This is a genomic window from Vibrio sp. Evd11 (assembly GCF_900382755.1).
GTDB classification, from domain to species: domain Bacteria; phylum Pseudomonadota; class Gammaproteobacteria; order Enterobacterales; family Vibrionaceae; genus Vibrio; species Vibrio lentus.
Window position 1 is genome coordinate 1 of sequence record NZ_OSDX01000062.1, and the last position, 23,958, is coordinate 23,958.

Here is a 23,958-nt window from a genome sequence, read left to right on the forward strand (position 1 = left end):
TAAAGCTGACCGACTAAAGTCGGTGGTTTTAACCTTTTAGGAGACTAATAAATAGTTGACCACAGGGTCAGGATGGATAATTATTGACCTAGAAGTCAAAAAGAATACACATGGAAATATGTCGATTTACAAGGAGGTCTCTTGATTACTTTTTTGCTCAATCAGGAAATAAGACGTGAAGATAATCTGTCGCCAAATATGACAGTGCTCAACTACCTTCGTACCAAAGTTAATAAAACGGGTACCAAAGAAGGTTGTGGGTCGGGTGACTGTGGTGCATGTACGGTAGTTCTGGGTGAAGTGGTTGATGGACAGCTGCAATATCGCTCGGTGAACTCTTGCCTAACTTTCGTTTCAGCACTGCATGGCAAGCAACTGATCACCGTAGAAGATCTACAAAACCGAGATCGCTCTTTGCACCCAGTGCAGAAAGCGGTGGTAGATTTTCACGGTTCACAGTGTGGTTACTGCACACCTGGCTTCATCATGTCGATGTTTGCGCTAGGCAAGAACAAATCCGATGCGAGCAAAGAAGACGTCATGGAATCGCTGGCAGGTAACCTATGTCGCTGTACTGGCTACCGACCAATTGTTGATGCTGCGATGTCGCTTTCGACAGACCAACCTTTGATCGACCAATTTGCTGAACTTGAACGCAACACCATCAAGAAGCTAGAAGGTATTCAAGACACCGAAGCTAACTTACGCCTTGGTCACCTCACCGCTTTTTCCCCGAAAAGCACTGATGAGCTGGCCAAGCTTTTTCAAGCCCACCCGAACGCTAAGCTGGTTGCTGGCGGTACGGATTTAGCGCTGGAAGTGACGCAATTCCATCGTGAGATTGAAACGCTGATCAGCGTAAACCTTGTTGAAGATATGAAGGTATGTGAAGAGACCGACACCGATTTAATCATTGGTGCCAACCTGCCTATCAGTGACTCTTACGCACTACTGAAAAAACACTACCCAGATTTTGGTGAACTGCTGCATCGCTTTGCTTCACTGCAAGTGCGTAACCAAGGCACCATCGGCGGCAATGTAGCCAATGCTTCACCTATCGGTGACACCCCTCCTCTGCTGATTGCCCTGAACGCGAAGATCAAACTTCGTTGTGGCGACGAGTCACGCACCATGCCGATTGAAGATTACTTCATCAGCTACAAAGTGACGGCGCAGAAAGAGAGTGAGTTCATTGAACAGATCATCATTCCTAAGCCAAGCAACGATAGCTTCCGAGCTTACAAAGTGTCTAAACGTTTAGACGACGACATCTCCGCGGTGTGTGGTGCGTTTGATATTCAAATCGAAGATGGCAAGGTTTCTTACGCTCGCATCGCCTTTGGCGGTATGGCTGCAACGCCTAAGCGCGCGGCGCGTTGTGAAAATACGTTATTAGGCAAACCGTGGACAGACGCTAATATTAAGTTAGCGATGCAGGAACTGTATAACGACTTTGAGCCGCTCTCTGATTTCCGTGCAAGCCAAGAATACCGTTCATTGTCGGCAGCCAATATGCTGCGTCGTTATTTCATTGAACAACAGAACAAAAACAACCAAATCGAAACAAGGGTAACGTCTTATGTCTAAATCAAATTCCTCTGTTCACAAGAGCAATGCGATGACCCACGAAGAGATGGTTACCATTGCAAAACAAGACCTAAAAACTGGCGTAGGTAAAAGCGTTAAACACGACAGTGCAGCCAAGCAAGTAACGGGCGAAGCGGTGTACATTGATGACCGCCTAGAGTTCCCAAATCAGCTGCACGTTTACGCACGCCTGAGCACTCAAGCACACGCCAACATCACCAAAATAGACCTGTCACCGTGTTACGAATTCGAAGGCGTGGCGATTGCCATTCAAGCGAAAGACGTTCCGGGTGAACTGGATATCGGCGCCATCCTTCCGGGTGACCCACTGCTTGCAGATGGCAAAGTAGAATACTACGGCCAACCTGTGATTGCCGTGGCAGCCAATGATTTAGAAACCGCACGTAAAGCCGCACAAGCTGCAATCATTGAATACGAAGAACTCCCTGCGATTCTTGATGTAAAAGAAGCGCTAGAGAAAGAGCACTTCGTGACAGAAAGCCACACTCAACAACGTGGTGACTCAAAAGCAGCACTGGCAAAAGCAAAACACGTGATCTCTGGTGACCTAGAGATCGGTGGCCAAGAACACTTCTATCTAGAAACCCAAATCAGTAGCGTTATGCCAACCGAAGATGGCGGCATGATCGTTTACACCTCGACCCAAAACCCGACCGAAGTTCAAAAACTGGTTGCGGAAGTGATTGGCGTACCGATGCACAAAGTCGTGATTGATATGCGTCGTATGGGTGGTGGTTTCGGTGGTAAAGAGACTCAAGCAGCCTCTCCAGCATGTATGGCTGCGGTGATTGCCCACCTTACAGGCCGACCTACTAAAATGCGTCTGCTGCGCAGTGAAGACATGCAGCAAACCGGTAAACGCCACCCGTTCTACAATCAATATACGGTTGGTTTTGACGACAATGGTGTGATTCAAGGTGCCGACATTACCGTTGCAGGTAACTGTGGCTACTCACCAGATTTATCAAGTTCTATCGTCGACCGAGCGATGTTCCACTCAGACAACGCCTATTATCTAGGTGATGCAACTGTAGTGGGTCATCGATGCAAAACCAACACCGCATCGAATACCGCTTACCGTGGCTTTGGTGGCCCGCAAGGCATGATGACCATTGAACACATCATGGACGAGATTGCGCGTTACCTGAAAAAAGATCCTTTGGAAGTACGTAAGGCGAACTACTACGGCGAAGAAGGCCGTAACGTGACCCATTACTACCAAACCGTTGAAGACAACTTTTTACCTGAGATAACCGAACAGCTTGAACGCAGCAGTGACTATCACGCACGTCGTAAAGACATTGCCGAGTTCAACAAGCAAAGCCCTATCTTGAAAAAAGGCCTTGCTATCACGCCAGTGAAATTCGGTATCTCGTTTACTGCGACTTTCTTGAACCAAGCAGGTGCGCTCATCCATATCTACACCGATGGCAGTATTCATTTGAATCACGGTGGTACGGAAATGGGGCAAGGCTTGAACATCAAAGTGGCACAAATCGTTGCACAGGAGTTCCAAGTCGATGTCGAACGTATCCAGATCACCGCTACAAACACAGACAAAGTTCCGAACACATCACCAACCGCAGCCTCATCGGGCACCGACCTCAACGGTAAGGCCGCGCAAAACGCCGCAATGACCATTAAGCAGCGCCTGATTGACTTCGCTTCTTCGCACTTCAAAGTGTGGCCTGAAGAGGTGATATTTAAGAACGGTATGGTGCAGATTCGCGATGAGATCATGACCTTCAACTCGTTTGTTGAACTGGCTTGGTTTAACCAAATTTCGCTGTCGAGCACTGGCTTCTACCGTACTCCGAAGATCTATTACGATCACGAGAAAGCGCGCGGTCGCCCGTTCTACTACTACGCATACGGAGCATCTTGTTCAGAGGTTATCGTCGATACCTTAACCGGCGAGAACAAGATTCTGCGTGTCGATATTCTGCATGACGTTGGCGCTTCATTGAACCCTGCGATTGATATCGGCCAAGTCGAAGGTGGCTTTGTGCAAGGTGTCGGTTGGTTAACCACGGAAGAGTTGGTTTGGAACCAGCAAGGCCGCTTGATGACCAATGGCCCTGCAAGTTACAAGATCCCTGCGATTGCTGATATGCCAATTGATTTCAGAACGCACCTTTTAGAAAACCGTAACAACCCAGAAGACACCGTCTTCAACTCGAAAGCCGTGGGTGAGCCCCCTTTCATGTTGGGTATGTCGGTATGGAGCGCACTGAAAGACGCGATTAGCTATGTCGCCGTCGATGGCGCGATTCCTAAGCTCAACACACCTGCAACGCCAGAACGTATTCTGATGGCGATTCAGGAAGTCACTGAAACGGCTCCGACTTCGGTCGATGCTCAATCAGAAACGGCTTAGGGCTCATATCGATCGTTTAGCTTGGGAAGCATAAAAAGGGATTTAGGAGGACATATGTTTAAGGATAATTGGATTCACGAACTGGCAAAACTGGAAGAGAACTACGAACCGTGTGTGATGGTGACGGTGCTCGAAGACAGAGGTTCCGTTCCACGCGATGCGGGCACCAAAATGCTTGTCACTCGTGACCGAATCATCGCTACGATTGGTGGTGGTCACCTTGAACATGTGGCCACTAAAATGGCTCGAGAGATGCTGTTTGCCAGTGAAAAGTCACTCAAAGTGGAACGCTTCAACCTAGGCGCTCGCTTAGGCCAATGTTGTGGCGGAATGGCAACGTTAAGCTTTGAGCCGATTGGCACTCAGCAAAACCACCTCGTGTTGTTTGGCGCTGGCCACGTTGCCAAAGCGCTGCTGCACATTGTCGCAACCCTGCCTTTCCGCGTGACTTGGATTGATGAGCGTGAAGAAGTGTTTCCTGAAACGCTGCCACACGGTGTGAAAAAGCTAGTAAGCGACGATCCAGTCGGTGAAGTAAAACACATGCCACCGAACAGCTATTACCTTGTAATGACGCATAACCACCAGCTCGATTTTGACCTAACTAAGGCCATTATCGACCGTGAAGACAGCCGTTACTTCGGCATGATTGGATCACTCACTAAGCGCAAGAAGTTCGACTTCCGCTTAGAGCAACGCGGCTATAGCCAAGAGCAAATTGAAACCATGATTTGCCCGATTGGTATTAGCGCGGTGAATGGCAAACACCCTGCCGAAATTGCGGTATCGGTTGCGGGTGAACTGATCGCACACTATCAAGGCCAAGCCCTTGAACAAAAGCGCCCGACCAAACAATATCGAAATCAGGATTTGACCGATCAACACAGTCAACCAAGCGACGTAGGCGAACCACCATTGGAAGAGAAGATCGCCTAATAAAAGTCGCAAAGCTTCAGTGGCCATAACGTCGCTGAAGTCATTAAAAGGAAGTAAACATGACAACGCAACGCAAAGCTTATCGCGCCAGCATTTTACACAGCGTCGCCGACCCAAAAGATGTCGGTATCGATGAGTCTTACGACTATTTTGAAGACGGTGTTTTAGTGGTTGAGAACGGCCATGTCGTCGACTTAGGCCATGCCGATGAGGTATTGGCTCGCCAACCTAAAACACTCGAAGTTAAAGAATACAAAGACAAACTGATCACCTCTGGCTTTATTGATACGCACATCCACTACCCTCAAACAGGGATGATCGCGTCTTACGGTGAGCAGCTACTTGATTGGTTAGAGAACTACACCTTCCCAGAAGAAAAGCGCTTCAAAAATCCAGTTTACGCACACAAAGTCGCGAAGCTATTCCTAGACGAATTGGCAAGCAACGGCACCACCACGGCACTCGTGTTTGGCACGGTACACAAAGAGTCGGTTAACGTATTCTTTGAAGAAGCCGAGAAGCGTAATCTACGCATGATCGCGGGTAAGGTCTTGATGGATCGCAATGCGCCTGATTACCTCACCGACACACCGGAATCTGGCTATGCCGACTCAAAAGAGTTAATCGAAAAATGGCATAACCGTAGCCGTTTGCTTTACGCGGTGACACCTCGCTTTGCGCCAACCAGCACACCAGAGCAACTGGCTACTGTAGGCAAACTGCTAGAAGAATATCCAGACGTGTACATGCACACTCACCTTTCTGAAAACGAGAAAGAGATCGAGTGGGTGAAATCGCTGTTCCCAGAACGCGACAGCTACCTAGATGTGTATGACCACTATGGTCTGCTGCACAAACGTTCGGTATTTGCTCATGGTATTCACCTTTCTGATTGTGAATGTAAACGCCTTGCCGATACTGAATCTGCCATCGCCTTCTGCCCAACGTCTAACCTTTTCTTAGGCTCGGGTTTGTTCCGATTACCAGAGATGGAAGATCACGGTATTCGTGTCGGCGTGGGGACAGATGTGGGTGCAGGCACCAGCTTTTCAATTCTGCAAACCATGAGCGAAGCCTACAAAATCATGCAGCTTCAACAAGAGAAACTGCACCCAGCCAAATCACTGTTCTTAGCAACTCTTGGCGGCGCACGTTCGCTGCATTTAGAAGACAAGATCGGTAACCTAGAAGTCGGTAAAGAAGCAGATTTCGTCGTGTTGGATCTGCACGCGACACAACTAATGCGCTTTAGAACGGAACAAGCTACCAAGCTTGAAGAAAAGCTGTTTGTACTAATGAGCTTGGGTGACGACAGAACCGTTAGCGAGACTTACATCTACGGCGAAAAAGCTTACGACGTAAACTTCAAAGATTACAAGAAGCTCGTTAGTTAGGCTTAAAACCGAGTAACAATCGCTAGACAGCGACAGCCGTCGTTAATTAAAAATCCGTCCCGATTTATCTAGCCTTTAAAGACCAGTTGCTGATGCCACTGGTCTTTTTTGTGCTTCATTCAAAGAAATATAAATTAACCGCTCACATACAACGATCTTCGGTGACGCCAAGTCATTATATTGATAGGTTAATGTTTATACATATCGACTTCATACTTCACTTTAGCGTCTCTCTCGAACATTCGTTTCTCAGCTAAATGGAAGCACCCAATCTAGAAAGGAATTCTATGTTCGAACAGGTCTTCAGCATTCTGTTTCCCGTTTTTGCTTTAGCCAGTGCTGGCTTTGCGGTGGGTCGTTGGCTCAAGCCCGATTTCAAACCGATCAATCGCATCAACATGGATGTGTGCATTCCTGCGCTGGTGTTTGCCTCGCTGACCACCATGCCTCTCGACACAGAACAACTGCCACTCATCACCGCCTCTTTAGTCGCGGTGTTGGTGCCCGCTTTATTGATGATTCCAATCTGTAAGATCTTTAAGCTCAACTTCAAAGCTTGGGCTCCACCACACATGTTCCGCAACAGTGGCAACCTTGCAATTCCCCTGTTCACGTATACCTTTGGCGAGAGCGCATTAGCCCCTGCTGTATTGCTATTCGTGGTGTCGGCATGCGTGCACATTAGTGTTGGCTTGGCGCTGTTGAGTGAAGGTAATCCGATCAAACAGATCCTCAAGATGCCGATATTCTTAGCGGCTGCATTAGCGATGACGCTCAACCTATCTGGCATTGCAGTGTGGAATCCAATCTATGAAGCCACATCGCTACTCGGCCAAGCCGCCGTGCCTATCATGCTGCTGTCGTTGGGCTCGCAAATGGTCAACTTGAGGCTAAGTGGATTAAAGGTCGGCTTGTTGTGCACGGCTCAATCGCTGTTTACCGGAGCCATCGCCTTTACCATCATCTACTTCTTTATCCCACTTCCAACGCTGCACCTACAAATGATGGTGCTGTTCACCATGCTGCCGCCCGCCGTGATGAACTACTTGTTTGCAGAACGCTTCAATGTAGAGCCACCCAAGGTCGCGTCTATGGTGTTATTTGGCAACTTCCTGAGTGTGATCACCTTGCCTATTTTGTTGTCATTCGCGCTGTCTATGTCATCTTAAAGAACCGCGAACCTTCAGGTTTACGACCTTGAAAACTTAGCCAATCAATAAAAAGGGAGCGCAACTTAGCAAAGTTGACGCTCCCTTTTCAGACTACATTTTCTATTTATCTCAAGCTGTGCCTCTCTCCTCAAGCACCTCTTTAAATGCGAACATGCCATTTAACGCCGCTGGGAATCCCGCATACACCGACATCTGCAGTATCACTTCTTTAATCTCTTCCTCGCTGCATCCAACATTGAGTGCCGCATTCAAATGCACCTTAAGCTGAGGGGCACAATTACCGAGTGCGGTAAGGGCAGCGACGGTCGCGATCTCTCGTGATTTCAAATCCAAACCGGGGCGTGAATAGATATCACCAAAAGGATACTCGATAGTATATTTTGCAAGATCAGGGCAGATGTCTTGCAGGCTTTCAATAACCTGTTGCCCTGCTTCTCCGTCGATATGATTAAGTCTTTCTAAGCCGATGTCGAAACGTGATTGATTCATAGGTTTGTTCCTTTTTATGATTTACAGGAACACCTTACAAGTTAGAGTCGACTCTAAGTCAACGGACTTTTCCATCTCGATACAAACTAATTTTTTCTTCCAATGCTGCCATGTGCTTTTGCTGTTCTTCGATATGGGAACGCAAATTCTGTTGATGTTGTTCGAGCAACACTTGGCGCTGCGAAGTCGATTCTGGCCCTAACTCCCTTAGCTTTGCGTATTCTAGAATCTCATCCAGTGGCATTGCGGTGTCTTTCAGCCGCTTCACAAACTCAATCCAAGTGACGTCCTTCGATGTATAGACTCGATGGCCGCTACTATTCCGTTGAACATTTTTCAACAAGCCGATTTTTTCATAGTAGCGAAGCGTATGGGCGGACAAACCCACCAACCGAGAAAACTCACTCACATTCATTACTTCACCTTTTCTAGCTGGGTATAAGAACTAGGAACTCAAACTATGCACACTTATCTAATTTGAGCTCTGCGGTCACTTTCGTCAAACGCAAAGCAATAGCAAAACACACTAAGTAAGGACTCACATACCAGAAGATGCTTTCTAGTGGCTGCTTCACCTGCGCTTCTCTGGTTTTAATGTATTGGTTTTTCTGCTTCTCATACTGACTCAACATACCATCCACCCACACTGCATCACTTTCCACCAGCGACACGCTCGGCGCAGGAACCGTAAAATCTGATGCGTTGGGTAACAAGGTGAAATCGACATCTTTGAACGTAATTGCGGTATTCAAATACCACAAACACGCTTCATGGTGCTGAGCGTGATTATCCAAAGACGGCTGACCGGTGCAGGTATCACTTCGCAGCTTATCCAAAGAAAACTGCTGAACCGATTCTAAAATCGCCACCGCTCTGGTTTGTTCGGTTTCAACCCAATCACCCGCTACTTTCGCACGAATCTCAGACACCGCACCCAGCATCCCGATACCCGCTAGAAACGGCCATAAATAATCCATGAGCTTCCACTTTCGTCGGCTCAAGTTGAACCCACACCAAATCGGAAGATGAAAAAGGAGCGTTAGCCCAAGCGATAGCAAAACGAAATTCAAGGAGCTAGAGAGCATGAGTTCGCTATCAAAGAAGTTCTTCATAATGAGAGACTTGCCTGTATAACAAAGAGAAATTTGATACTAGATTCGATATTAGAAAAGAGTGTAAGAGGAAAGTAAAAACAGCAACAACCATTGGAGTTAGCGCTGTTTATTTAAGCAAGTAGCGGCTTTTCCATCGGGATGCAATCGAGGCTAATACCTCTAGGAGAGTGATAAGTGGAAAGTTCATCACCGATAAAACCACACGAACGATAAAATTCCGCAGCATTCAGGGTCGATTCTAACTTCATTAAGGGCAAGTTGTGTTGAATCGCGAGCTCCTCTAAGAACTGCAACATCTGCTTCGCTGCGCCTTTTCCGGAAAAATCTGGGTCCACAAAAATAGCATCAATCATACCGGTTTCGATGTTGATTTTACCGCTGCCAATCACTCGGTCATCGACTTCTGAAACGTGAAAAGTTTGGACTACATCGCTTATGAATCCATCAGACATTCCACCCTGCGTCCATATTGACAGCTGTTCTTCTGAGTAATAAGCCGAGCACTTCTCGACAATGGCACGGCTTCGAATATCGAAAATATCCTGAGCATCAGACTCAGCCGCTTTTCTAATTGTAATCATAAGCCTACCTCTGGTGACTAAAAGATACTACTGCTAGTAAATCGAATAACTACTCGGTGACTAACGCTGGAGATTGCTTCCCCTTAGCTGACATAAGATAAAAACCAACGGCACCAACAACTGAAATTAATATCACACTAAACCAAGTGAAAGTGTACCCATAATCATCGATAAAGTAGCCAATCACGATAAAACTTGGCATAACGAAAACCGTTCGCAAGGTAATGAGCACGCCTTGAATGCGTCCACGATGACTCGAAGGGGAGTTGTTTGCTAAATATATGCCCTCTTTTGTCAAAAGAAGAACCTCGCCCGCAGATAGAAATAGCCAAGCAAAAAAATGAACAGGAATGTTGGGAAACAACATGACGAGCATATAACCAAAGGCAAACATAAAGCCTGCATAAGCAAGGCTTACGGTTTCAGCCTTACCTGACGTGAACTTCATTAAGATTGGCGTAATCAGCACCACTACAACACAAGCGTAAGTCATGAGTTGCCCGAAAATAATTGGGCCTTGCTCTCCAAACACATGGCTCAAATACAATGGACTCGCCATAGTCATTTGATTTAGCGAATACCACAGCAATCCACATAGAAAAGTGAACAACAAAAGCCGTGGCCTTGATTTTAAAACTGACCAAACCGAACCAGAAACGGGCTGTTCCAGTTCACTCTCGCTGGTCGATTCCGTTCCAGGTTGCAACTTCACAAATGCAGCCACAATAAAAACACAAAAAAGAGCCGCAAAACCGTTGCCGAAAAATATCCAGTCAGTGTGATTCCAGAACAAGTACCCAGCCATAACAGGACCAAGAGCTGAACCAAAGTTATAGGCTAGATAACTCAGTGACATGACTGCATCACGATTCTGAGGGGTAGAAAGGTCCGCAACTAAAGCATTACTCGCGGGCAACGCTAAACCGCCAAAGAAATAGGCACAAAACAAGAACACAGGTACGACTACCGGAGCATCGGCGAAGAAACCACAAGTAATCAATAATACAGCGCACATAAACTCGCCAAACACCATGATCCGTTTATGCCCCAACCTATCGGCTAATCTCCCACCTAAAAAGCTCCCTAAGAGGTAAGAGCCCGTCACACCCATGGCAAGGGAACCTGCGACTGTTGCGGAATAACCCAACTTATCGGTTAACAGTAAGACTAAAAATGGAACGATAAAGTTACCCATTCCCAGAATCATTCTAGCCAGTGCTAAATAATAGATATTATTCGGTAAATACCTATAAATAGAAATGGCTGAGAAAAGCTTATGAATCATGAAGTTCCTAAAGTATGTAAGTGCTTGATTATGAATTTCTATTCGATAGTACTGAAATCGAGATTTCTAGGAACAGCAACACTAACAACCTGACTTCCCGCGATTAAGTCATGCAAGCAGCGTCTGTTTTTACGGAAAACAAACAGGTAATTAAGAATCGATACATATTGACCAATAACAGGAATATAAACAAAGATGTTCATAGGTAAAATTCGTTTGATCATTATGTTGAATAGCCCTAGTTGCTTGCCATCCATATCAACAATCGCAATTTCCATTACATTTTTACCGATCGTTTGTCCCTTCTTTTGCAGTAAGTAGCCATTACACAAGAGGAATATCACCCAGCCATAAACAAACATCATGATTTGTTCATGTAACTCTATGACTCCATTAGAAACGGCTCGATCGAACAAATCGGTATATAGAACCACTGGAATCATAGCAGCTGCATAAATGAGGCCGTCGATAACAAACGCCCAAAACCGAGACCATCGAGACGCGAGTACAATTGCAGGGGTGTTTTCTATTACTTCAGACATGTCCTTTCCTAAGGTGGTATTAATTATTGGCGTAGAGCAATCGATTTTTGATAGCGCCAAGTTGATGTACTAATAGACAAATCTTGAAATTAATCCGAAAGAAAACACTTTGCTTTCAATGGATAAGTCACGCTTTATAAAATCATGCAAAACATAACACAAACCAATACCTCCACTAATACCCTATGCAATATGTGTGAGCTTAGTTGCGTAAATTTAAGCTATTAAACCGTGGTAAGATAGTTTGAAGGAAATTTAAGAGGGTCAATCTTCAGAGGTAATGTTTTTTGACTTAACACACTGTATTAATAAAACTTTTGTTAATTGGACAATTAGAGGTGAGGGGCACTGTTGCTATTTCAGATCCAGCACATGCTCGATAAAGTCAGACTTCTTTTCACGGTACTCTTCTTGCGGCCAACCTTCGCAAGACATTTTGAGGGTGTTGTATTGCTGAACTAATCCCGGATTCGCACGTAGCTTGTCACGAAACCTTAGAAAGCATTCGAACTCAGAACCATTAGCGACCACTTGCAAGGCCACATCATCAGAAGATGTAGATTCCAACATACACAGTTCCGGCGTTCTTAAGGTATCGAGTTTCTCATTGAAGCCGAGTATTGTGAGTCTCTCTATAACATCCTCAAGTTCACCAAGTTCAACACCTACGAAAATATCTAGATCGCCCTTAGACACGGCAAAAGGAATAGAAGATGCGCCTACGTGCTCAACTCTCGCGTTAGGGATTAGCTTCTTGATTTCACGTTCGTATCGGATAAACAGCTCGTAGCAAGCCGCTTGGTATTGCTCCGCGGGGTAAAATTTCATATATCCTCACTCCGAATCACAAACTATTGAACACACCAATTGCTAATAGAAGCAACACGATGCTGATAGCTCCGATATAAGAGATTCTAGTTCGCTCTTTTTCAGTTGGAATCAATGGGGGGAAGCGCCCTAATGTGAATACTTTACAGACTATCCAACCAGCTCCGTAACCAATAAACTCAATCAAGATCGACTGAAACAGGTACCTAAAGAATGAGCTCAATGCCCTAAAATACGCGACTATCAAGTCTTCCATTTTTTGTCCTAACCAAAGTCAATTTTGGCTAAAAATGCCACGTGTAGATATTCATATCAAGCGCCTTATACAGGACAGTCTGCTTAAAACATCTCCCGAACCTTTAAGGTGAGATAATTGAAGGTCATTTTTCAGTGAGGAATAACACTCGTTAAGAACACTTCCTATAAACATTTCAGCTCATCTTGATAGGTTTTAACTATCAAAGTTCAAGCTTCAATAGACATATCTTAAAGTTAAATGGTATTATTGATTAATATCAATAGGTAAAACCTATCAACATTGACTTGTATATTCTTAGTAAAGGTAAACATGGAATTGAGTAGCATTGTTCACATAAGTTCGATTAGTTGTGCTTGCACAGCTTGTACTCGCCTACTTTGGCTTAATGACTTCTCATTTAAAGGATTAGAACTAGATACTCTTATTGTGCATGCTCAATCAGCAGCGATGCTACCAATGGCATTGGTACTATTAGTCGCCAGCGTAAAGCCTCAAATAACACAAGAAATACAAGGCTTGAATGCCCATTACTTAATATCTGCAATTTCATTAACTTATGTTTCAATCAGCTCACTTCAACTTTAGTTACGTGAAGTTAGCAATTTATTCCAAGAAGTTATTCCCTTTGTCCAAAAACAAAAAGCCCCGGTTATAGGAACCGGGGAAACAGGGTGGGATGAGCTTGGCGCGTGCCCGAAACCAAACTCTCCCCAAGCCTCACCTAAGACTCATGCTCTTAGGTAAAGGATTTCACATGATTATTGAAGCGTCGCGCCTTGCTCTACCCAAGTTCCGATGAGTGCGCGTTCTTCGTCGGTCATTTGAGTCATGTTGCCGAGCGGCATCACCTTGGTTGTTACGGTTTGAGCAACAATCCTTGGTACATTGGCTTTAATCTCTTCTGGGGTATCAAACATCACACCGGCTGGCGCAGCAGCAAAAGCGGCGTGGCTTGGGGTTGATGAGTGACACACAGAACAGCGCTCTTGAATGACCTTGTTGATGGTTTCAAAGCTGACTCCTGCGCTAGCGGTTTGAGCTGCGTGGTCTGCTGGTAAAGCTAGAGCATCAGTTGTAGTTGAAGCAGTATCGATTGAAGCAGCCTCTTCTACCGTCGATTCAGTCGCGCTTACTTGCACTTCTTGAACCACTGGCGCCTGTACAACTGGAGTCATCTGTTTTTTCGCGTAAGGTGAAGTCACAAACGCAAGCGTGATCATACCCAATGCCGCTACTGGCACTGTCCAGGCAAACTTCTGGCTACCATGACGGGTGTTGAAGTAGTGACGCACCAAGATACTGAAGATCGCTAGCCCAGCAAGAATAAGCCAGTTATATTCCGATCCGTAAGTGCTTGGGAAGTGGTTACTGATCATGATGAACAGCACTGGCAGTGTCATGTAGTTGTTGTGACGAGAACGCAGTAGACCTTTCGCTGGCAGTGCCGGATCCGGTTCGCGCTTCTCTTCAATCGCTTTCACCAAGTTGCGCTGTGCAGGCATGATAACGCGGAATACGTTACCCACCATGATAGTACCAATGATGGCACCAACATGAATGTAAGCACCACGGCCACTGAACACTTGGGTTAGGCCATATGTCGCAGCGACGAGCAGCACAAACAGCACAACGCCAAGCAACACGGGGGTTTTTCCTAATGGCGAATCGCACAATAGATCATAGATAAACCAACCGGCAACGAATGAACCAATACCAATCGCGATTGCCGTTGTTGAATCAAGGCCAGAGCCCGGTGCAATCAGGTAAATCTCAGCGTTAAGGTAGTAAACCACACCCAGTAGACACACACCGGTGATCCACGTGAAGTAAGCTTCCCATTTAAACCAGTGCAAGTGCTCTGGCATCTCTGGTGGCGCAAGTTTGTACTTCTCTAGGTGATAAATACCACCACCGTGAATCGCCCATAAGTCGCCTGAAAGGCCCGTTTTTGGGTTTACTCGGTTAAGGTTGTTCTCTAACCAAACAAAGTAAAATGATGCGCCTATCCACGCAACACCAACAATCATGTGAGCCCAGCGTATTGCTAAATTCAACCATTCTGTAATATGCGGATCCATAATAAACTCCTGTATCACAACGCTTTAGCTAAGCGTTGATCTTCCTTATTGTCGTCCGTTGGCAGATCGTCCAAATGCAATGCCACTCGATCGTTGTCGAAATAAACTTCATCACAGTTGTGCCCTTCGCCGCCTCTATCGACGATCAAGAACTGGTCTTGATCAGTAAGCGCTAGAACTGGGTGATGCCACACCCCTTTGTGATAGTTCACTCCTTGACGGCCGTTGCTCAAGAAAGCTCGGCTATTGGCTAATGTTGGATCATCGCCTTTTGGCGCAACAACAATTAAATAGGGTTGACCAAGTAATGGAATGAATGCCTGAGAGCCAAGTGGATGACGCTCTAACATTTTGATGGTCAGTGGGTAGTTCAACGGTGTGGCTTGGAAGATGCTGATGATCGCTTCTCCGTCTTGGTCTTGCACATCCGTTGTCGCTAGCTTGTGGTAGCGACGTGTTGATCCACTGTTGATCATGAAGAAATCACTATTATCGGACTCGATAACATCGCCAAACTCTTCAAAAGCCTGCTTGGTTAACGGTTCGATGGATAAACGACGTATTCCATTACTCATACTCATTTCCTTACCTATTTCGCCTTCGTACCAAATAGACGCAAACGGCTGATACCACCATCTGGGAATATGTTTGCACGTACGTGGGTAATCGCACCAAGGTCGTTAACCTCAGAAATGAATTCGTGAATCTCGTGCGCTTGCAGCTTTTGTGCAGGCAACAGTTCACGCCAGAATAGGCTTTGTGTTTCTACTTGATCGTCGGTACCGCCTTTCACGTAGGCCGCTTGAATCGAGCAGCTGTCAGGATAGTTACCTTTGAAGTGAGCCGTATCAACGACAATGCGTTCGATGTTACCTGGATGACCTAGTGCCACGATAACCCAGTCGTTACCCGGTGTACGACGACGCGCTGTTTCCCAGCCATCACCCATGTTTTCACCGCGGCCTGGGCCTAAGATGTTGGCTTTGTTGCCGTAGTGCTCATCGCTACATGCCAATGCTCGGCCGCCGTGTTCAACCGATGCTAGGTCAACTTGTTGCTGAGAATCTATTGCTTCCCAATCGACACTTGGTCGGCCATAAACACGTAAGCGCGCGACACCGCCGTCTGGGTAGATGTTCAAACGTAGGTGCGTAAATACTTGGTCGCTTTCAATCGCTTCAAGATGATGATGATCACCCTGTAATGCCATTGAAGGCAGAATTTCTTGCCACTCTGTTGCGTCCGTTGGCTCACCTTGTGGTGAGTAACACGCGTCAATTGATGCCGAAGGTGGGAAGTTACCTGTGAAGAATGAGGTATCAATATCAACGCCAGCAATGGTGCCAGCTAGGCCAAGGCGAACGACACAGTAGTCGTAACCTTCACCGCGTTTACGTCTGCTTTCCCAACCGTCCATCCACTTGCCGTTATCGTCGTATAAGTCGTCTTTCCACTCTGGCGCTGCGTGGCTGAGTAGACGGCTTTTATCGGCGAAAAAATCGTCTGTTGCGAAGATAGCTTCTGCGCCGAGTTTTTCGTCTGCAAGGTTTATGAATTGTTCAAATGTTTGGGTCATGTCCGTGTAATCCTATCCAATTAATCAAGTAATAATAAAATGAGAACTTAGTGGCTTATGCTTTATTCAATAAGGCTTTGATAAACAAGCCTTCGATAAATCAAGCTCTAATAAGCAGCGCTCTGATAAACAAAGCTCTTGGCTCACTAAGACTGGGCTGAGATAGCTGTTAACTCCGTTAACTTACATATCCCAGAGACGAAACATCGCGATCTTGTTGATCTCTTGAATCGCCGTAGCAAACTCAGTTTCACTATCATTTCCTAATCGCATCTCGAACGACTCAAGAATTTGGTAACGATTGGCTCCCTTCACCGCCATGATAAAAGGGAAATTGAAGCGACTTTTGTAGCTGTTGTTGTAAGAAGTGAATTTTTCAAATTCTTCGGCGTTGCACTGGTCGATGCCCGCCCCCGCTTGTTCTTTGGTCGACGACTCGGTGAGTTCGCCGTTTACTGCTGCTCGACCGGCTAAATCCGGGTGAGCGTTGATCAAAGCCAACTGTTTGCCTTGGTCTGCACTTAACAAGGTCGATGCCATTTTCAGATGAAGATTCTCGATATGGTCGTCTTCGGCATTCAAACCTTGGTCATACACCACTTCTGCAACCCACGGGCTGTGTTCGTAAACATCAGCAAAGTGAGCGACAAAGGTATCGCGGTCCATGGTTGTTGGTTGGCATGATCGAAATTCTGTCACGTTAAGCCTCCTTGCTTCACTGCTACTTTTGCTGTTGATGAATAGCGTTATTTGGTTGATAAGGATGATGTTGGTGCCAGTGGTTGGCGATATCGATTCGACGACATAACCACACGCTGTCGTGCTGTTTTACGTAATCTAAGAAACGTCTTAATGCAGCAATACGACCGGGGCGACCAATCAGACGACAATGCAACCCAACCGACATCATTTTCGGCGCTGTTTCGCCTTCCATATAAAGAGTGTCAAACGTGTCTTTTAGGTATTGGAAGAACTGCTCACCAGAGTTGAAGCCTTGCGCGGTTGAAAAGCGCATGTCGTTCACATCGAGAGTGTATGGGATCACCAATTGCGGATGACCAGTCTCGGTGTGCCAATAAGGTAGGTCATCATCATAGGCATCAGAGTCGTAAAGAAAACCGCCCTCTTCTGCAACCAAGCGACGCGTATTTGGGCCCGTTCGACCTGTGTACCAACCTTGCGGGCGCTGACCTGTCACTTGTTGGATGATCTCAATCGCTTTGGTCATGTGGTCACGCTCCTCAGACTCATCAATGTATTGATAGTCTATCCAACGATAACCGTGGCTACAGATTTCGTGCCCCGCTTCGACCATAGCTTTGGCAACGTCTGGGTGACGCTCAATCGCCATTGCGACAGCAAATACGGTCAGTGGGATTTCATATTCATCGAACAAGCGAAGAACACGCCACACACCTACACGGCTACCATATTCATAAATGGATTCCATGCTGATGTGACGTTCGCCTTTGATCGGTTGTGCTGACGGGATCTCTGAGAGAAAGGCTTCAGACTCGTCGTCTCCATGTAACAAACAACGCTCACCGCCCTCTTCATAGTTCAATACAAAAGAAACCGCGACGCGCGCATTACCTGGCCATTGAGGGTTTGGAGGGTTAGCTCCGTAACCGATCAAATTTCTTGAATAATCCTTATTCATCCAAGTACTCCTAACATAAGTGGTTGGCTTAGCCGCTCTTTAATTGAGTCACCAAATGGATTCTCGATAAACAAAGCAACCTTACCCCTGTACATTTATTGTATACAATTATTTATCTCAATGTAAAGATTTTGTTATTCAAGTTAAATTTACGCACCATACTCATTTAAAAACAATTAGTTAATGAAACACAAGCTCACAAAAAAACGATAATCAAGATCTATAAAGTCAGAAAAAACGACACAATGGTTAACATTTCTACAACAATTTGCTTTACTAATTGTGTACAGTTCGTACATAGTTAGTGATAACAAAGTGACCAGTTGCATTCTTTGCAAGGTCGAATCAGACAGATAAACCACGGAACAGAGGAGCGCCAAAAGCGCTATTAAAGGACTATGGGAAGACTAACAACACACGTATTAGACACGACTCACGGCTTACCGGGTGCAGAGATCAAGGTAGAGCTTTATAAGGTCAATGACGACTCAACAGAAAAGCTGGCGACGGTAATCACGAACTCCGATGGCCGAACCGATGCGCCGATTCTGGCAGGAAATGATTTCCGACCGGGGAAATATCAATTGGTGTTCTACGTTGCGGATTACTACAAAAGCAAAGGTGTGGAATTGGATGGTGTGCCTTTCCTAGACGATGTGGTTATTCGTTTCGGCTTAGATGATCCAGAAGCGCATTATCACGTTCCTCTTCTCGTCTCGCCGTACAGTTTCTCAACCTATCGGGGCAGTTAGCCCCGTGTCCTAGAACTTCAAACTAGGCTCAACCATCGAATAATAAACAGATTCGTGCGTGCATCTAAAATGATGCGCGCTCAGTAGGGTCTGTTGGCCTTTCGAGCTGATTTTTGCAGCGCTTTGTGGGAAATTTCTACAAGGCAGAGGCTTTGATGTGTAGCTAGCCTACATGAGAAGCCGATAACGCAGTAGAAATGAACCACAAAGGCTGCCCGAAGGGTTCGGCTAGAATCGTTTTATGCTTTGTTAAGAAGTATTTACTTAGAGTGACTAGGCTAGATACTCCTTGTCGCGCCTAAAACGATTCTATCTCGAACAAAATTTAACCGCGAAAGGTCAACAGACCCTCAACACGCTCATATAAAAATACTAACAACGTTAATAGTTAGAGATTAATAGCTAGAAAACAGATGGTTAGAAACCAATGGCTGAAAAATGAACAGCTAAGGAATTAACCGTTAGGAAACTAATAAATAGAAAGCTAGTGGCTAGGAAAAAACCTTAAAACTTAATATTGAAATCTCGCTGTATTCAATAAATGGATCACAACATAAAAGGACTTGCTGACATGAGTGAGAGTAAAACAGAAATACTCAACCAAGATGCGAATAACGGATTTTTAGAGAAACTCTTTAAAATTAAGGCCCACGGAAGCAGCGTAAAAAATGAGTTAGTCGGTGGTGTCACCACCTTCGCTACCATGGCTTACATTATCTTCGTTAACCCACAAATAATGGCTGCTTCTGGCATGGATGCAGGCGCGGTATTCGTCGCAACCTGTATTGGTGCCGCGATCGGTTGTTTGTTAATGGGACTATTTGCGAACTGGCCTGTCGGCCTTGCACCGGGCATGGGCTTGAACGCCTTCTTCTCGTTCACGGTAGTAAGCGAGATGGGCTACAGCTGGGAAGTCGCTCTGGGTGCAGTGTTTATCTCCGGTATCTTGTTCGTTGGGATGAGTTTCTACAAAGTCCGCCAATGGATCATTGAAAGTATCCCAGTGAGTCTACGTTATGCCATGACAGCGGGTGTTGGTTTGTTCTTAGGTCTAATTGGCCTTAAAACCGCAGGCATCGTCGTCGAAAACCCAGCAACATTGGTATCACTAGGTGACTTCACTAAACCTGAAGCGCTACTGGCCGCTATCGCATTCTTGATCATCGCTGTTCTGAGTGAGCGCAAGGTTTTTGGTGCGGTGTTGATCGGTATTTTGAGTGTGACTCTGGTCGGCATGATGCTTGGCTTAGTGCATTACAACGGCTTCTTTGCGGCTCCACCAAGCTTAGCGCCTACATTCCTAAAAATGGACATTATGGGCGCTCTCGATGTTTCAATGATCAGCGTTATCTTGGCTTTCCTTTTTGTAAACATGTTCGATACCGCGGGTACTTTGATGGGCGTGGCTGAACGTGCAAACCTAACCAACCCAGAAACGGGCAAGATCGAAGGCCTGAGCAAAGCGCTTAAAGCCGACAGTATCTCAAGTGTGGCAGGTGCGTGTGTGGGTTGTCCGCCAGTAACCAGTTATGTAGAAAGTGCAGCGGGCGTTGCAGCTGGCGCACGAACTGGCCTATCGGCAATTGTGGTTGGTGTGTTGTTCTTAGCGGCAATTTTCCTATCACCACTAGCAGGCATGATCCCCGCTTACGCGACCTCTGGCGCGTTGATTTACGTGGCATTCGTGATGATGAGCAGCATGCAACACGTGGACTGGAAAGACTTCACCAACGGTGCTCCCGCAGCTATTACGGCGTTAATGATGCCACTGACCTTCTCTATCGCGAATGGTATCGCACTGGGTTTCATTACCTACACTGTGTTGAAACTGGCGACAGGTAAAACAAAAGACGTATCAATTTCGATGTACTTCCTAGCCGCGATTTTTGTCGCGAAGCTCGTGTTCATCGGTTAATCACCCTACGTAACTATCGCTTGGCTTGTTCGCAGGCCGAGCTATCAAGACACATGCTAGAACAACATTTTTAAGAAAAAGCTAATTGTGCTAATCAGCGGAACACACAAATATCCGCTCGGTTAGTGCACCTTTTTTATGACCCTACGCAGTTTGTAGAAGTCATTATTTGACCGCCAATCGCCTGTAAACGGAAACACAGGCAGAGGAATATCAAATGAAACTTCTGTACACCCTAAATGAAAGACCGCCTCACGGCTTAACCTTCCTACTCGCATTACAGCACATGCTCGCCTCGATTGGTGGCATCGTCGCTGTTCCCCTTATTGTCGGCGCGTCAATTGGCTTGCCTAACACCGAGATCGTTTCGCTGATCAATGCTGCGCTGCTGGCGTCAGGTATTGTAACCGTCGCTCAATGTCTCGGTTTTGGCCCTGTTGGCATTCGACTGCCCGTGGTGATGGGTTCGAGCTTTGCCTTTTTGGGCGTCGCCATTTCAATCGGCAACGAAGGCGGTGTAGCCGCGATCATGGGCTCAGCGCTTATCGGCTCGTTCGTGGTGATTGGTGCCAGCTTCTATATGGACAAGGTTCGGAAACTGTTCCCAACCGTGGTAAGTGGTGTAGTGGTTACCTTAATCGGCTTAACCATTTTACCGGTTGCCATGAACTGGGTCGGAGACTCTCCTGCCAACACAGAACAATTCGCCACGCTGCCAAAGCTGTTTCTAGCACTGATCTCTTTGGGGATTGTGGTTGGCGTATCGGTTTACTGTAAAGGCGCGGTTGCCGCTTCGGCCATCGTGATTGGTTTAGCGGGCGGTTATATTGTGGCGCTATCACTCGGCATGGTCGACCTTGAGCAAATCAGCTCTGCCGCTTGGGTTGGCGGACCTGAGCCCTTCAAATATGGCTTTACCTTTTCTGCGAGTGCCATCATCAGCATGAGCTTGGTGTACATCGTGGTTATCGCCGAAGCAACAGGTGACTTCATGGCACTAGGCAACAACTGCCAAACCCAAGTCAGCGGTAAAGACTTAAAACGTGGTCTATTAGGCGATGGACTTGGTAGTACCTTATCTTCGATTTTAACGGCAATGCCACTGGCATCGTTCAGTCAAAACGTCGGCATTGTAGGTATCACAGGTGTAGCAAGTCGCTATGTAGTGGCTGCAACCGGTTGTTTGCTAATTTTAGGTGGCTTATTCCCGAAATTAGCCGCTATTGCCGTCACGATTCCGAAACCTGTTCTAGGTGGTGTGGGTTTTGTGATGTTCGGAATGATTGCCTACGCGGGTATCCGCATGTTGATCAAGGCCGCAGACACCAAGCGAAATGCCTTGGTAATCTGTGTTGGTTTGGCGTCTGGCTTAGCCGTCACTTTCGAACCAAGATTGCTGCAACACTTGCCGCATGACCTTGCGAACTTTCTTCACTCTGGCATCACTACCGGTACTATCATGACGGTGCTATTGAACCTTGTTTTACCAAAGTCTTCACGAGCAGAAGAGCAAGAAGCACTGGCCGAAAGCCAAGCGCAAGTTGAGCTAGAGATGAAAGAGCAAGCTGAAGAAGAACGACACTCAGACGAGCAATTAGAGATTCAGCAAGCAAGTACAGAAGCAGACGTTCAAGCAGCATCAGATGACCCTGAGCCAAAAACGAACTAGCTGGTTCACTGACTAACGTAAAACCGATTTCCGTAGGATCAGGGCTGATTAGAGCATTGAACGTTTTAACGCCCTGATTCGAATTTATCTTTCAACAACAAATACCAATAAAGACCCTCTTCCCTGAAAAGGCTGAGATGGCTAAGGACTACTATGAATGGAAACCATCTGGATTAAGAATCCTCTCGCAATCTACACTGGCTCACTAGCTGATGCAGAAGGCGGGATTGTCATTAAAGGTAATACAATCATTGAGCTGGTTGGCAAACACAAAGAGCCAACCTTGCCCGTAGATTACAGCGTCGACGCCTCTCGTCATGTTGTAACACCAGGGCTTATCAATGCGCACCACCACTTCTATCAAACCCTAACGCGTGCCTACCCCGGCGCACTGAATAAAGAGCTCTTCCATTGGCTACAAAGCCTCTACCCTGTGTGGGCCAACCTCGACTCTGAGATGATGAGCCTTGCCACAGAGTTAGCTCTGGTTGAATTAATGATGTCAGGCTGTACCACAGCGTCAGACCATCATTACTTGCTGCCAAACGGGCTAGAACACGCCATCGATTTACAAGTCGAGGCCGCAGAGAAACTAGGTGTAAGAGCGATATTCACTCGCGGTTCTATGAGCCTAGGGGAAGATGACGGTGGGCTACCTCCACGACACACCATTCAAACCGAACAGACCATTATTGATGACAGCCAACGCTTGATTCGTGACTACCACCAGCGCGATGAAGGGGCGATGATTCAAATCGCACTCGCGCCTTGTTCGCCGTTCTCAGTCACCACCGACCTGATGAAAGAGACCGCCAAGATCAGTGAGCGTGAGAACGTGATGATGCACACGCACCTATGCGAAACGCTCGATGAAGAGGACTTCTGTATCGAGAAGTTCGGTCTACGCCCTGTCGATTACCTAGAAGATGTCGGCTGGCTCAACGAACGCACTTGGCTCGCTCATGGTATTCACTTCAATCCAGAAGAGATCAAGCGCTTGGGTAAAGAAGGCATTGGCATCAGTCACTGCCCTACTTCCAACATGATGCTGGCTTCTGGTATTTGTAAGAACAACGACCTTGAAGCCGCTGGCGTGAAAGTCGGGCTAGGCGTGGATGGTTCGGCCTCCAATGACGGCTCCAATATGATTGCCGAAGTGCGCATGGCGATGTACTTACAGCGCCTGCAGTATGGCTCTGCCAACGTTTCACACTTCGACGCACTGCGCTGGGCAACGTCAGGCTCAGCACGCGCAATGGGTAGAACGGATATCGGTACACTAGAAGTCGGAAAACAAGCCGACATCGCGATGTTCAAACTCGATGATATTCGTTTCTCTGGCAGCCACGATCCACTGGCTGCACTACTACTTTGTGGAGCTCAACAAGCGGATAAAGTGATGGTAGCCGGAAAATGGCGAGTTAACGATGGAGCAGTAATTGGAGTAGACATGGAGCAACTGATGCACCGCCACCATGCTGCCGCCATGAAGCTCGGTAAGCTGGCGATGAATAACAACTAACTAAGACACTTGCCCATCAAACACTGCAAGCAGAAGTGAGTGGTTTTGATGGGCAAACACCCAGAACATCCTAAAGATTCGAAAATATCGCAAACATTCTAAAACCCCATGAACATGATGTCCTCTCAACCTACGTATCCATCTATACCCATTCAACTTGAAGATGCAGGCTTTAGCACCTGAAAATTATCATTTATTCG

At 46.5% G+C, this 23,958-nt stretch carries 22 protein-coding genes; 9 read left to right on the top strand and 13 right to left on the bottom strand.

What is annotated here, in order from left to right; genetic code table 11:
* Nucleotides 1-141: 141 nt before the first annotated feature.
* The 5 genes from xdhA (at nt 142) to ED652_RS19390 (ending at nt 7,484) form a co-directional block, all read left to right on the top strand.
* Nucleotides 142-1,587: a xanthine dehydrogenase small subunit gene (xdhA, locus tag ED652_RS19370; protein ID WP_122055851.1), complete on the top strand. Its 1,446-nt coding sequence runs from the start codon at nt 142-144 to the stop codon at nt 1,585-1,587.
* Entirely contained in the window at nt 1,580-3,985 is a 2,406-nt protein-coding gene (gene xdhB, locus ED652_RS19375; RefSeq protein ID WP_122055852.1) for a xanthine dehydrogenase molybdopterin binding subunit, read from the top strand. Before xdhA ends, xdhB begins: the two co-directional genes overlap by 8 nt.
* Nucleotides 3,986-4,039: 54 nt before the next feature.
* Nucleotides 4,040-4,921, top strand: a complete 882-nt coding sequence (gene xdhC, locus ED652_RS19380) for a xanthine dehydrogenase accessory protein XdhC (protein WP_122055853.1) — start codon at nt 4,040-4,042, stop codon at nt 4,919-4,921.
* A gap of 59 nt (nt 4,922-4,980) precedes the next feature.
* Nucleotides 4,981-6,315 carry a guanine deaminase gene (guaD, locus tag ED652_RS19385; protein WP_122055854.1) on the top strand — a complete coding sequence of 445 codons (1,335 nt, stop codon included), beginning with the start codon at nt 4,981-4,983 and terminating at the stop codon, nt 6,313-6,315.
* A gap of 287 nt (nt 6,316-6,602) precedes the next feature.
* Complete coding sequence (locus ED652_RS19390) at nt 6,603-7,484, top strand: AEC family transporter (protein ID WP_122055855.1); 882 nt, start codon at nt 6,603-6,605, stop codon at nt 7,482-7,484.
* A gap of 111 nt (nt 7,485-7,595) precedes the next feature.
* Here the strand turns inward: ED652_RS19390 and ED652_RS19395 are convergent, their stop codons facing one another.
* The 13 genes from ED652_RS19395 to puuE form a co-directional block, all read right to left on the bottom strand.
* Nucleotides 7,596-7,976 carry a carboxymuconolactone decarboxylase family protein gene (locus tag ED652_RS19395; protein ID WP_122055856.1) on the bottom strand — a complete coding sequence of 127 codons (381 nt, stop codon included), beginning with the start codon at nt 7,974-7,976 and terminating at the stop codon, nt 7,596-7,598.
* A 58-nt stretch (nt 7,977-8,034) separates the two neighbouring features.
* The gene (locus ED652_RS19400; protein WP_122055857.1) at nt 8,035-8,391 is read right to left on the bottom strand and encodes a MerR family transcriptional regulator; all 357 of its coding nucleotides are present in this window, start codon (nt 8,389-8,391) and stop codon (nt 8,035-8,037) included.
* 43 nt (nt 8,392-8,434) lie between these two features.
* Entirely contained in the window at nt 8,435-8,953 is a 519-nt protein-coding gene (locus ED652_RS19405; protein WP_048669456.1) for a hypothetical protein, read from the bottom strand.
* Nucleotides 8,954-9,201: 248 nt separating this feature from the next.
* Entirely contained in the window at nt 9,202-9,672 is a 471-nt protein-coding gene (locus tag ED652_RS19410; protein ID WP_122055858.1) for a GNAT family N-acetyltransferase, read from the bottom strand.
* Nucleotides 9,673-9,721: 49 nt separating this feature from the next.
* The gene (locus ED652_RS19415) at nt 9,722-10,957 is read right to left on the bottom strand and encodes an MFS transporter (protein WP_081089942.1); all 1,236 of its coding nucleotides are present in this window, start codon (nt 10,955-10,957) and stop codon (nt 9,722-9,724) included.
* Nucleotides 10,958-10,995: 38 nt separating this feature from the next.
* Complete coding sequence (locus ED652_RS19420) at nt 10,996-11,499, bottom strand: RDD family protein (RefSeq protein ID WP_122055859.1); 504 nt, start codon at nt 11,497-11,499, stop codon at nt 10,996-10,998.
* 354 nt (nt 11,500-11,853) lie between these two features.
* Nucleotides 11,854-12,327, bottom strand: a complete 474-nt coding sequence (locus ED652_RS19425) for a GrpB family protein (protein ID WP_122055860.1) — start codon at nt 12,325-12,327, stop codon at nt 11,854-11,856.
* A 16-nt stretch (nt 12,328-12,343) separates the two neighbouring features.
* A complete protein-coding gene (locus ED652_RS19430; RefSeq protein WP_017086627.1) occupies nt 12,344-12,583 on the bottom strand; it encodes a hypothetical protein in 240 nt (79 codons plus the stop codon).
* A gap of 761 nt (nt 12,584-13,344) precedes the next feature.
* Nucleotides 13,345-14,664 carry a urate hydroxylase PuuD gene (locus ED652_RS19440; RefSeq protein ID WP_102463055.1) on the bottom strand — a complete coding sequence of 440 codons (1,320 nt, stop codon included), beginning with the start codon at nt 14,662-14,664 and terminating at the stop codon, nt 13,345-13,347.
* A gap of 14 nt (nt 14,665-14,678) precedes the next feature.
* Nucleotides 14,679-15,239 (bottom strand): ureidoglycolate lyase, encoded by a 561-nt coding sequence (locus tag ED652_RS19445; protein WP_122055861.1) that lies wholly within the window; start codon nt 15,237-15,239, stop codon nt 14,679-14,681.
* 14 nt (nt 15,240-15,253) lie between these two features.
* Nucleotides 15,254-16,240, bottom strand: coding sequence for an allantoicase (gene alc, locus ED652_RS19450; protein WP_102280340.1), 987 nt, complete (start codon nt 16,238-16,240; stop codon nt 15,254-15,256).
* A 183-nt stretch (nt 16,241-16,423) separates the two neighbouring features.
* Nucleotides 16,424-16,939 (bottom strand): 2-oxo-4-hydroxy-4-carboxy-5-ureidoimidazoline decarboxylase, encoded by a 516-nt coding sequence (gene uraD, locus ED652_RS19455; RefSeq protein ID WP_017067791.1) that lies wholly within the window; start codon nt 16,937-16,939, stop codon nt 16,424-16,426.
* 22 nt (nt 16,940-16,961) lie between these two features.
* On the bottom strand, nt 16,962-17,900 hold the full coding sequence (gene puuE / locus ED652_RS19460) for an allantoinase PuuE (protein WP_061021342.1): 939 nt from the start codon (nt 17,898-17,900) through the stop codon (nt 16,962-16,964).
* Nucleotides 17,901-18,298: 398 nt separating this feature from the next.
* Here puuE and uraH point away from each other — a divergent pair, with 398 nt between their 5' ends.
* The 4 genes from uraH to ED652_RS19480 all read left to right on the top strand — a co-directional run bounded on the left by uraH (nt 18,299) and on the right by ED652_RS19480 (nt 23,758).
* Nucleotides 18,299-18,652 carry a hydroxyisourate hydrolase gene (gene uraH / locus ED652_RS19465; RefSeq protein WP_065105177.1) on the top strand — a complete coding sequence of 118 codons (354 nt, stop codon included), beginning with the start codon at nt 18,299-18,301 and terminating at the stop codon, nt 18,650-18,652.
* 571 nt (nt 18,653-19,223) lie between these two features.
* A complete protein-coding gene (locus tag ED652_RS19470) occupies nt 19,224-20,567 on the top strand; it encodes an NCS2 family permease (protein ID WP_102280337.1) in 1,344 nt (447 codons plus the stop codon).
* 217 nt (nt 20,568-20,784) lie between these two features.
* The gene (locus ED652_RS19475; protein ID WP_122055862.1) at nt 20,785-22,236 is read left to right on the top strand and encodes a nucleobase:cation symporter-2 family protein; all 1,452 of its coding nucleotides are present in this window, start codon (nt 20,785-20,787) and stop codon (nt 22,234-22,236) included.
* A gap of 157 nt (nt 22,237-22,393) precedes the next feature.
* Nucleotides 22,394-23,758 (top strand): 8-oxoguanine deaminase, encoded by a 1,365-nt coding sequence (locus ED652_RS19480; protein WP_122055863.1) that lies wholly within the window; start codon nt 22,394-22,396, stop codon nt 23,756-23,758.
* Nucleotides 23,759-23,958 lie beyond the last annotated feature (200 nt).

Bases quoted from the DNA above. Each gene is read 5' to 3' on its own strand.
- xdhB (WP_122055852.1), top strand. From the start codon at position 1,580: ATGTCTAAATCAAATTCCTCTGTTCACAAGAGCAATGCGATGACCCAC.
- xdhC (WP_122055853.1), top strand. From the start codon at position 4,040: ATGTTTAAGGATAATTGGATTCACGAACTGGCAAAACTGGAAGAGAAC.
- guaD (WP_122055854.1), top strand. From the start codon at position 4,981: ATGACAACGCAACGCAAAGCTTATCGCGCCAGCATTTTACACAGCGTC.
- ED652_RS19390 (WP_122055855.1), top strand. From the start codon at position 6,603: ATGTTCGAACAGGTCTTCAGCATTCTGTTTCCCGTTTTTGCTTTAGCC.
- ED652_RS19395 (WP_122055856.1), bottom strand. From the start codon at position 7,976: ATGAATCAATCACGTTTCGACATCGGCTTAGAAAGACTTAATCATATC.
- ED652_RS19400 (WP_122055857.1), bottom strand. From the start codon at position 8,391: ATGAATGTGAGTGAGTTTTCTCGGTTGGTGGGTTTGTCCGCCCATACG.
- ED652_RS19405 (WP_048669456.1), bottom strand. From the start codon at position 8,953: ATGGATTATTTATGGCCGTTTCTAGCGGGTATCGGGATGCTGGGTGCG.
- ED652_RS19410 (WP_122055858.1), bottom strand. From the start codon at position 9,672: ATGATTACAATTAGAAAAGCGGCTGAGTCTGATGCTCAGGATATTTTC.
- ED652_RS19415 (WP_081089942.1), bottom strand. From the start codon at position 10,957: ATGATTCATAAGCTTTTCTCAGCCATTTCTATTTATAGGTATTTACCG.
- ED652_RS19420 (WP_122055859.1), bottom strand. From the start codon at position 11,499: ATGTCTGAAGTAATAGAAAACACCCCTGCAATTGTACTCGCGTCTCGA.
- ED652_RS19425 (WP_122055860.1), bottom strand. From the start codon at position 12,327: ATGAAATTTTACCCCGCGGAGCAATACCAAGCGGCTTGCTACGAGCTG.
- ED652_RS19430 (WP_017086627.1), bottom strand. From the start codon at position 12,583: ATGGAAGACTTGATAGTCGCGTATTTTAGGGCATTGAGCTCATTCTTT.
- ED652_RS19440 (WP_102463055.1), bottom strand. From the start codon at position 14,664: ATGGATCCGCATATTACAGAATGGTTGAATTTAGCAATACGCTGGGCT.
- ED652_RS19445 (WP_122055861.1), bottom strand. From the start codon at position 15,239: ATGAGTAATGGAATACGTCGTTTATCCATCGAACCGTTAACCAAGCAG.
- alc (WP_102280340.1), bottom strand. From the start codon at position 16,240: ATGACCCAAACATTTGAACAATTCATAAACCTTGCAGACGAAAAACTC.
- puuE (WP_061021342.1), bottom strand. From the start codon at position 17,900: ATGAATAAGGATTATTCAAGAAATTTGATCGGTTACGGAGCTAACCCT.
- uraH (WP_065105177.1), top strand. From the start codon at position 18,299: ATGGGAAGACTAACAACACACGTATTAGACACGACTCACGGCTTACCG.
- ED652_RS19470 (WP_102280337.1), top strand. From the start codon at position 19,224: ATGAGTGAGAGTAAAACAGAAATACTCAACCAAGATGCGAATAACGGA.
- ED652_RS19475 (WP_122055862.1), top strand. From the start codon at position 20,785: ATGAAACTTCTGTACACCCTAAATGAAAGACCGCCTCACGGCTTAACC.
- ED652_RS19480 (WP_122055863.1), top strand. From the start codon at position 22,394: ATGGAAACCATCTGGATTAAGAATCCTCTCGCAATCTACACTGGCTCA.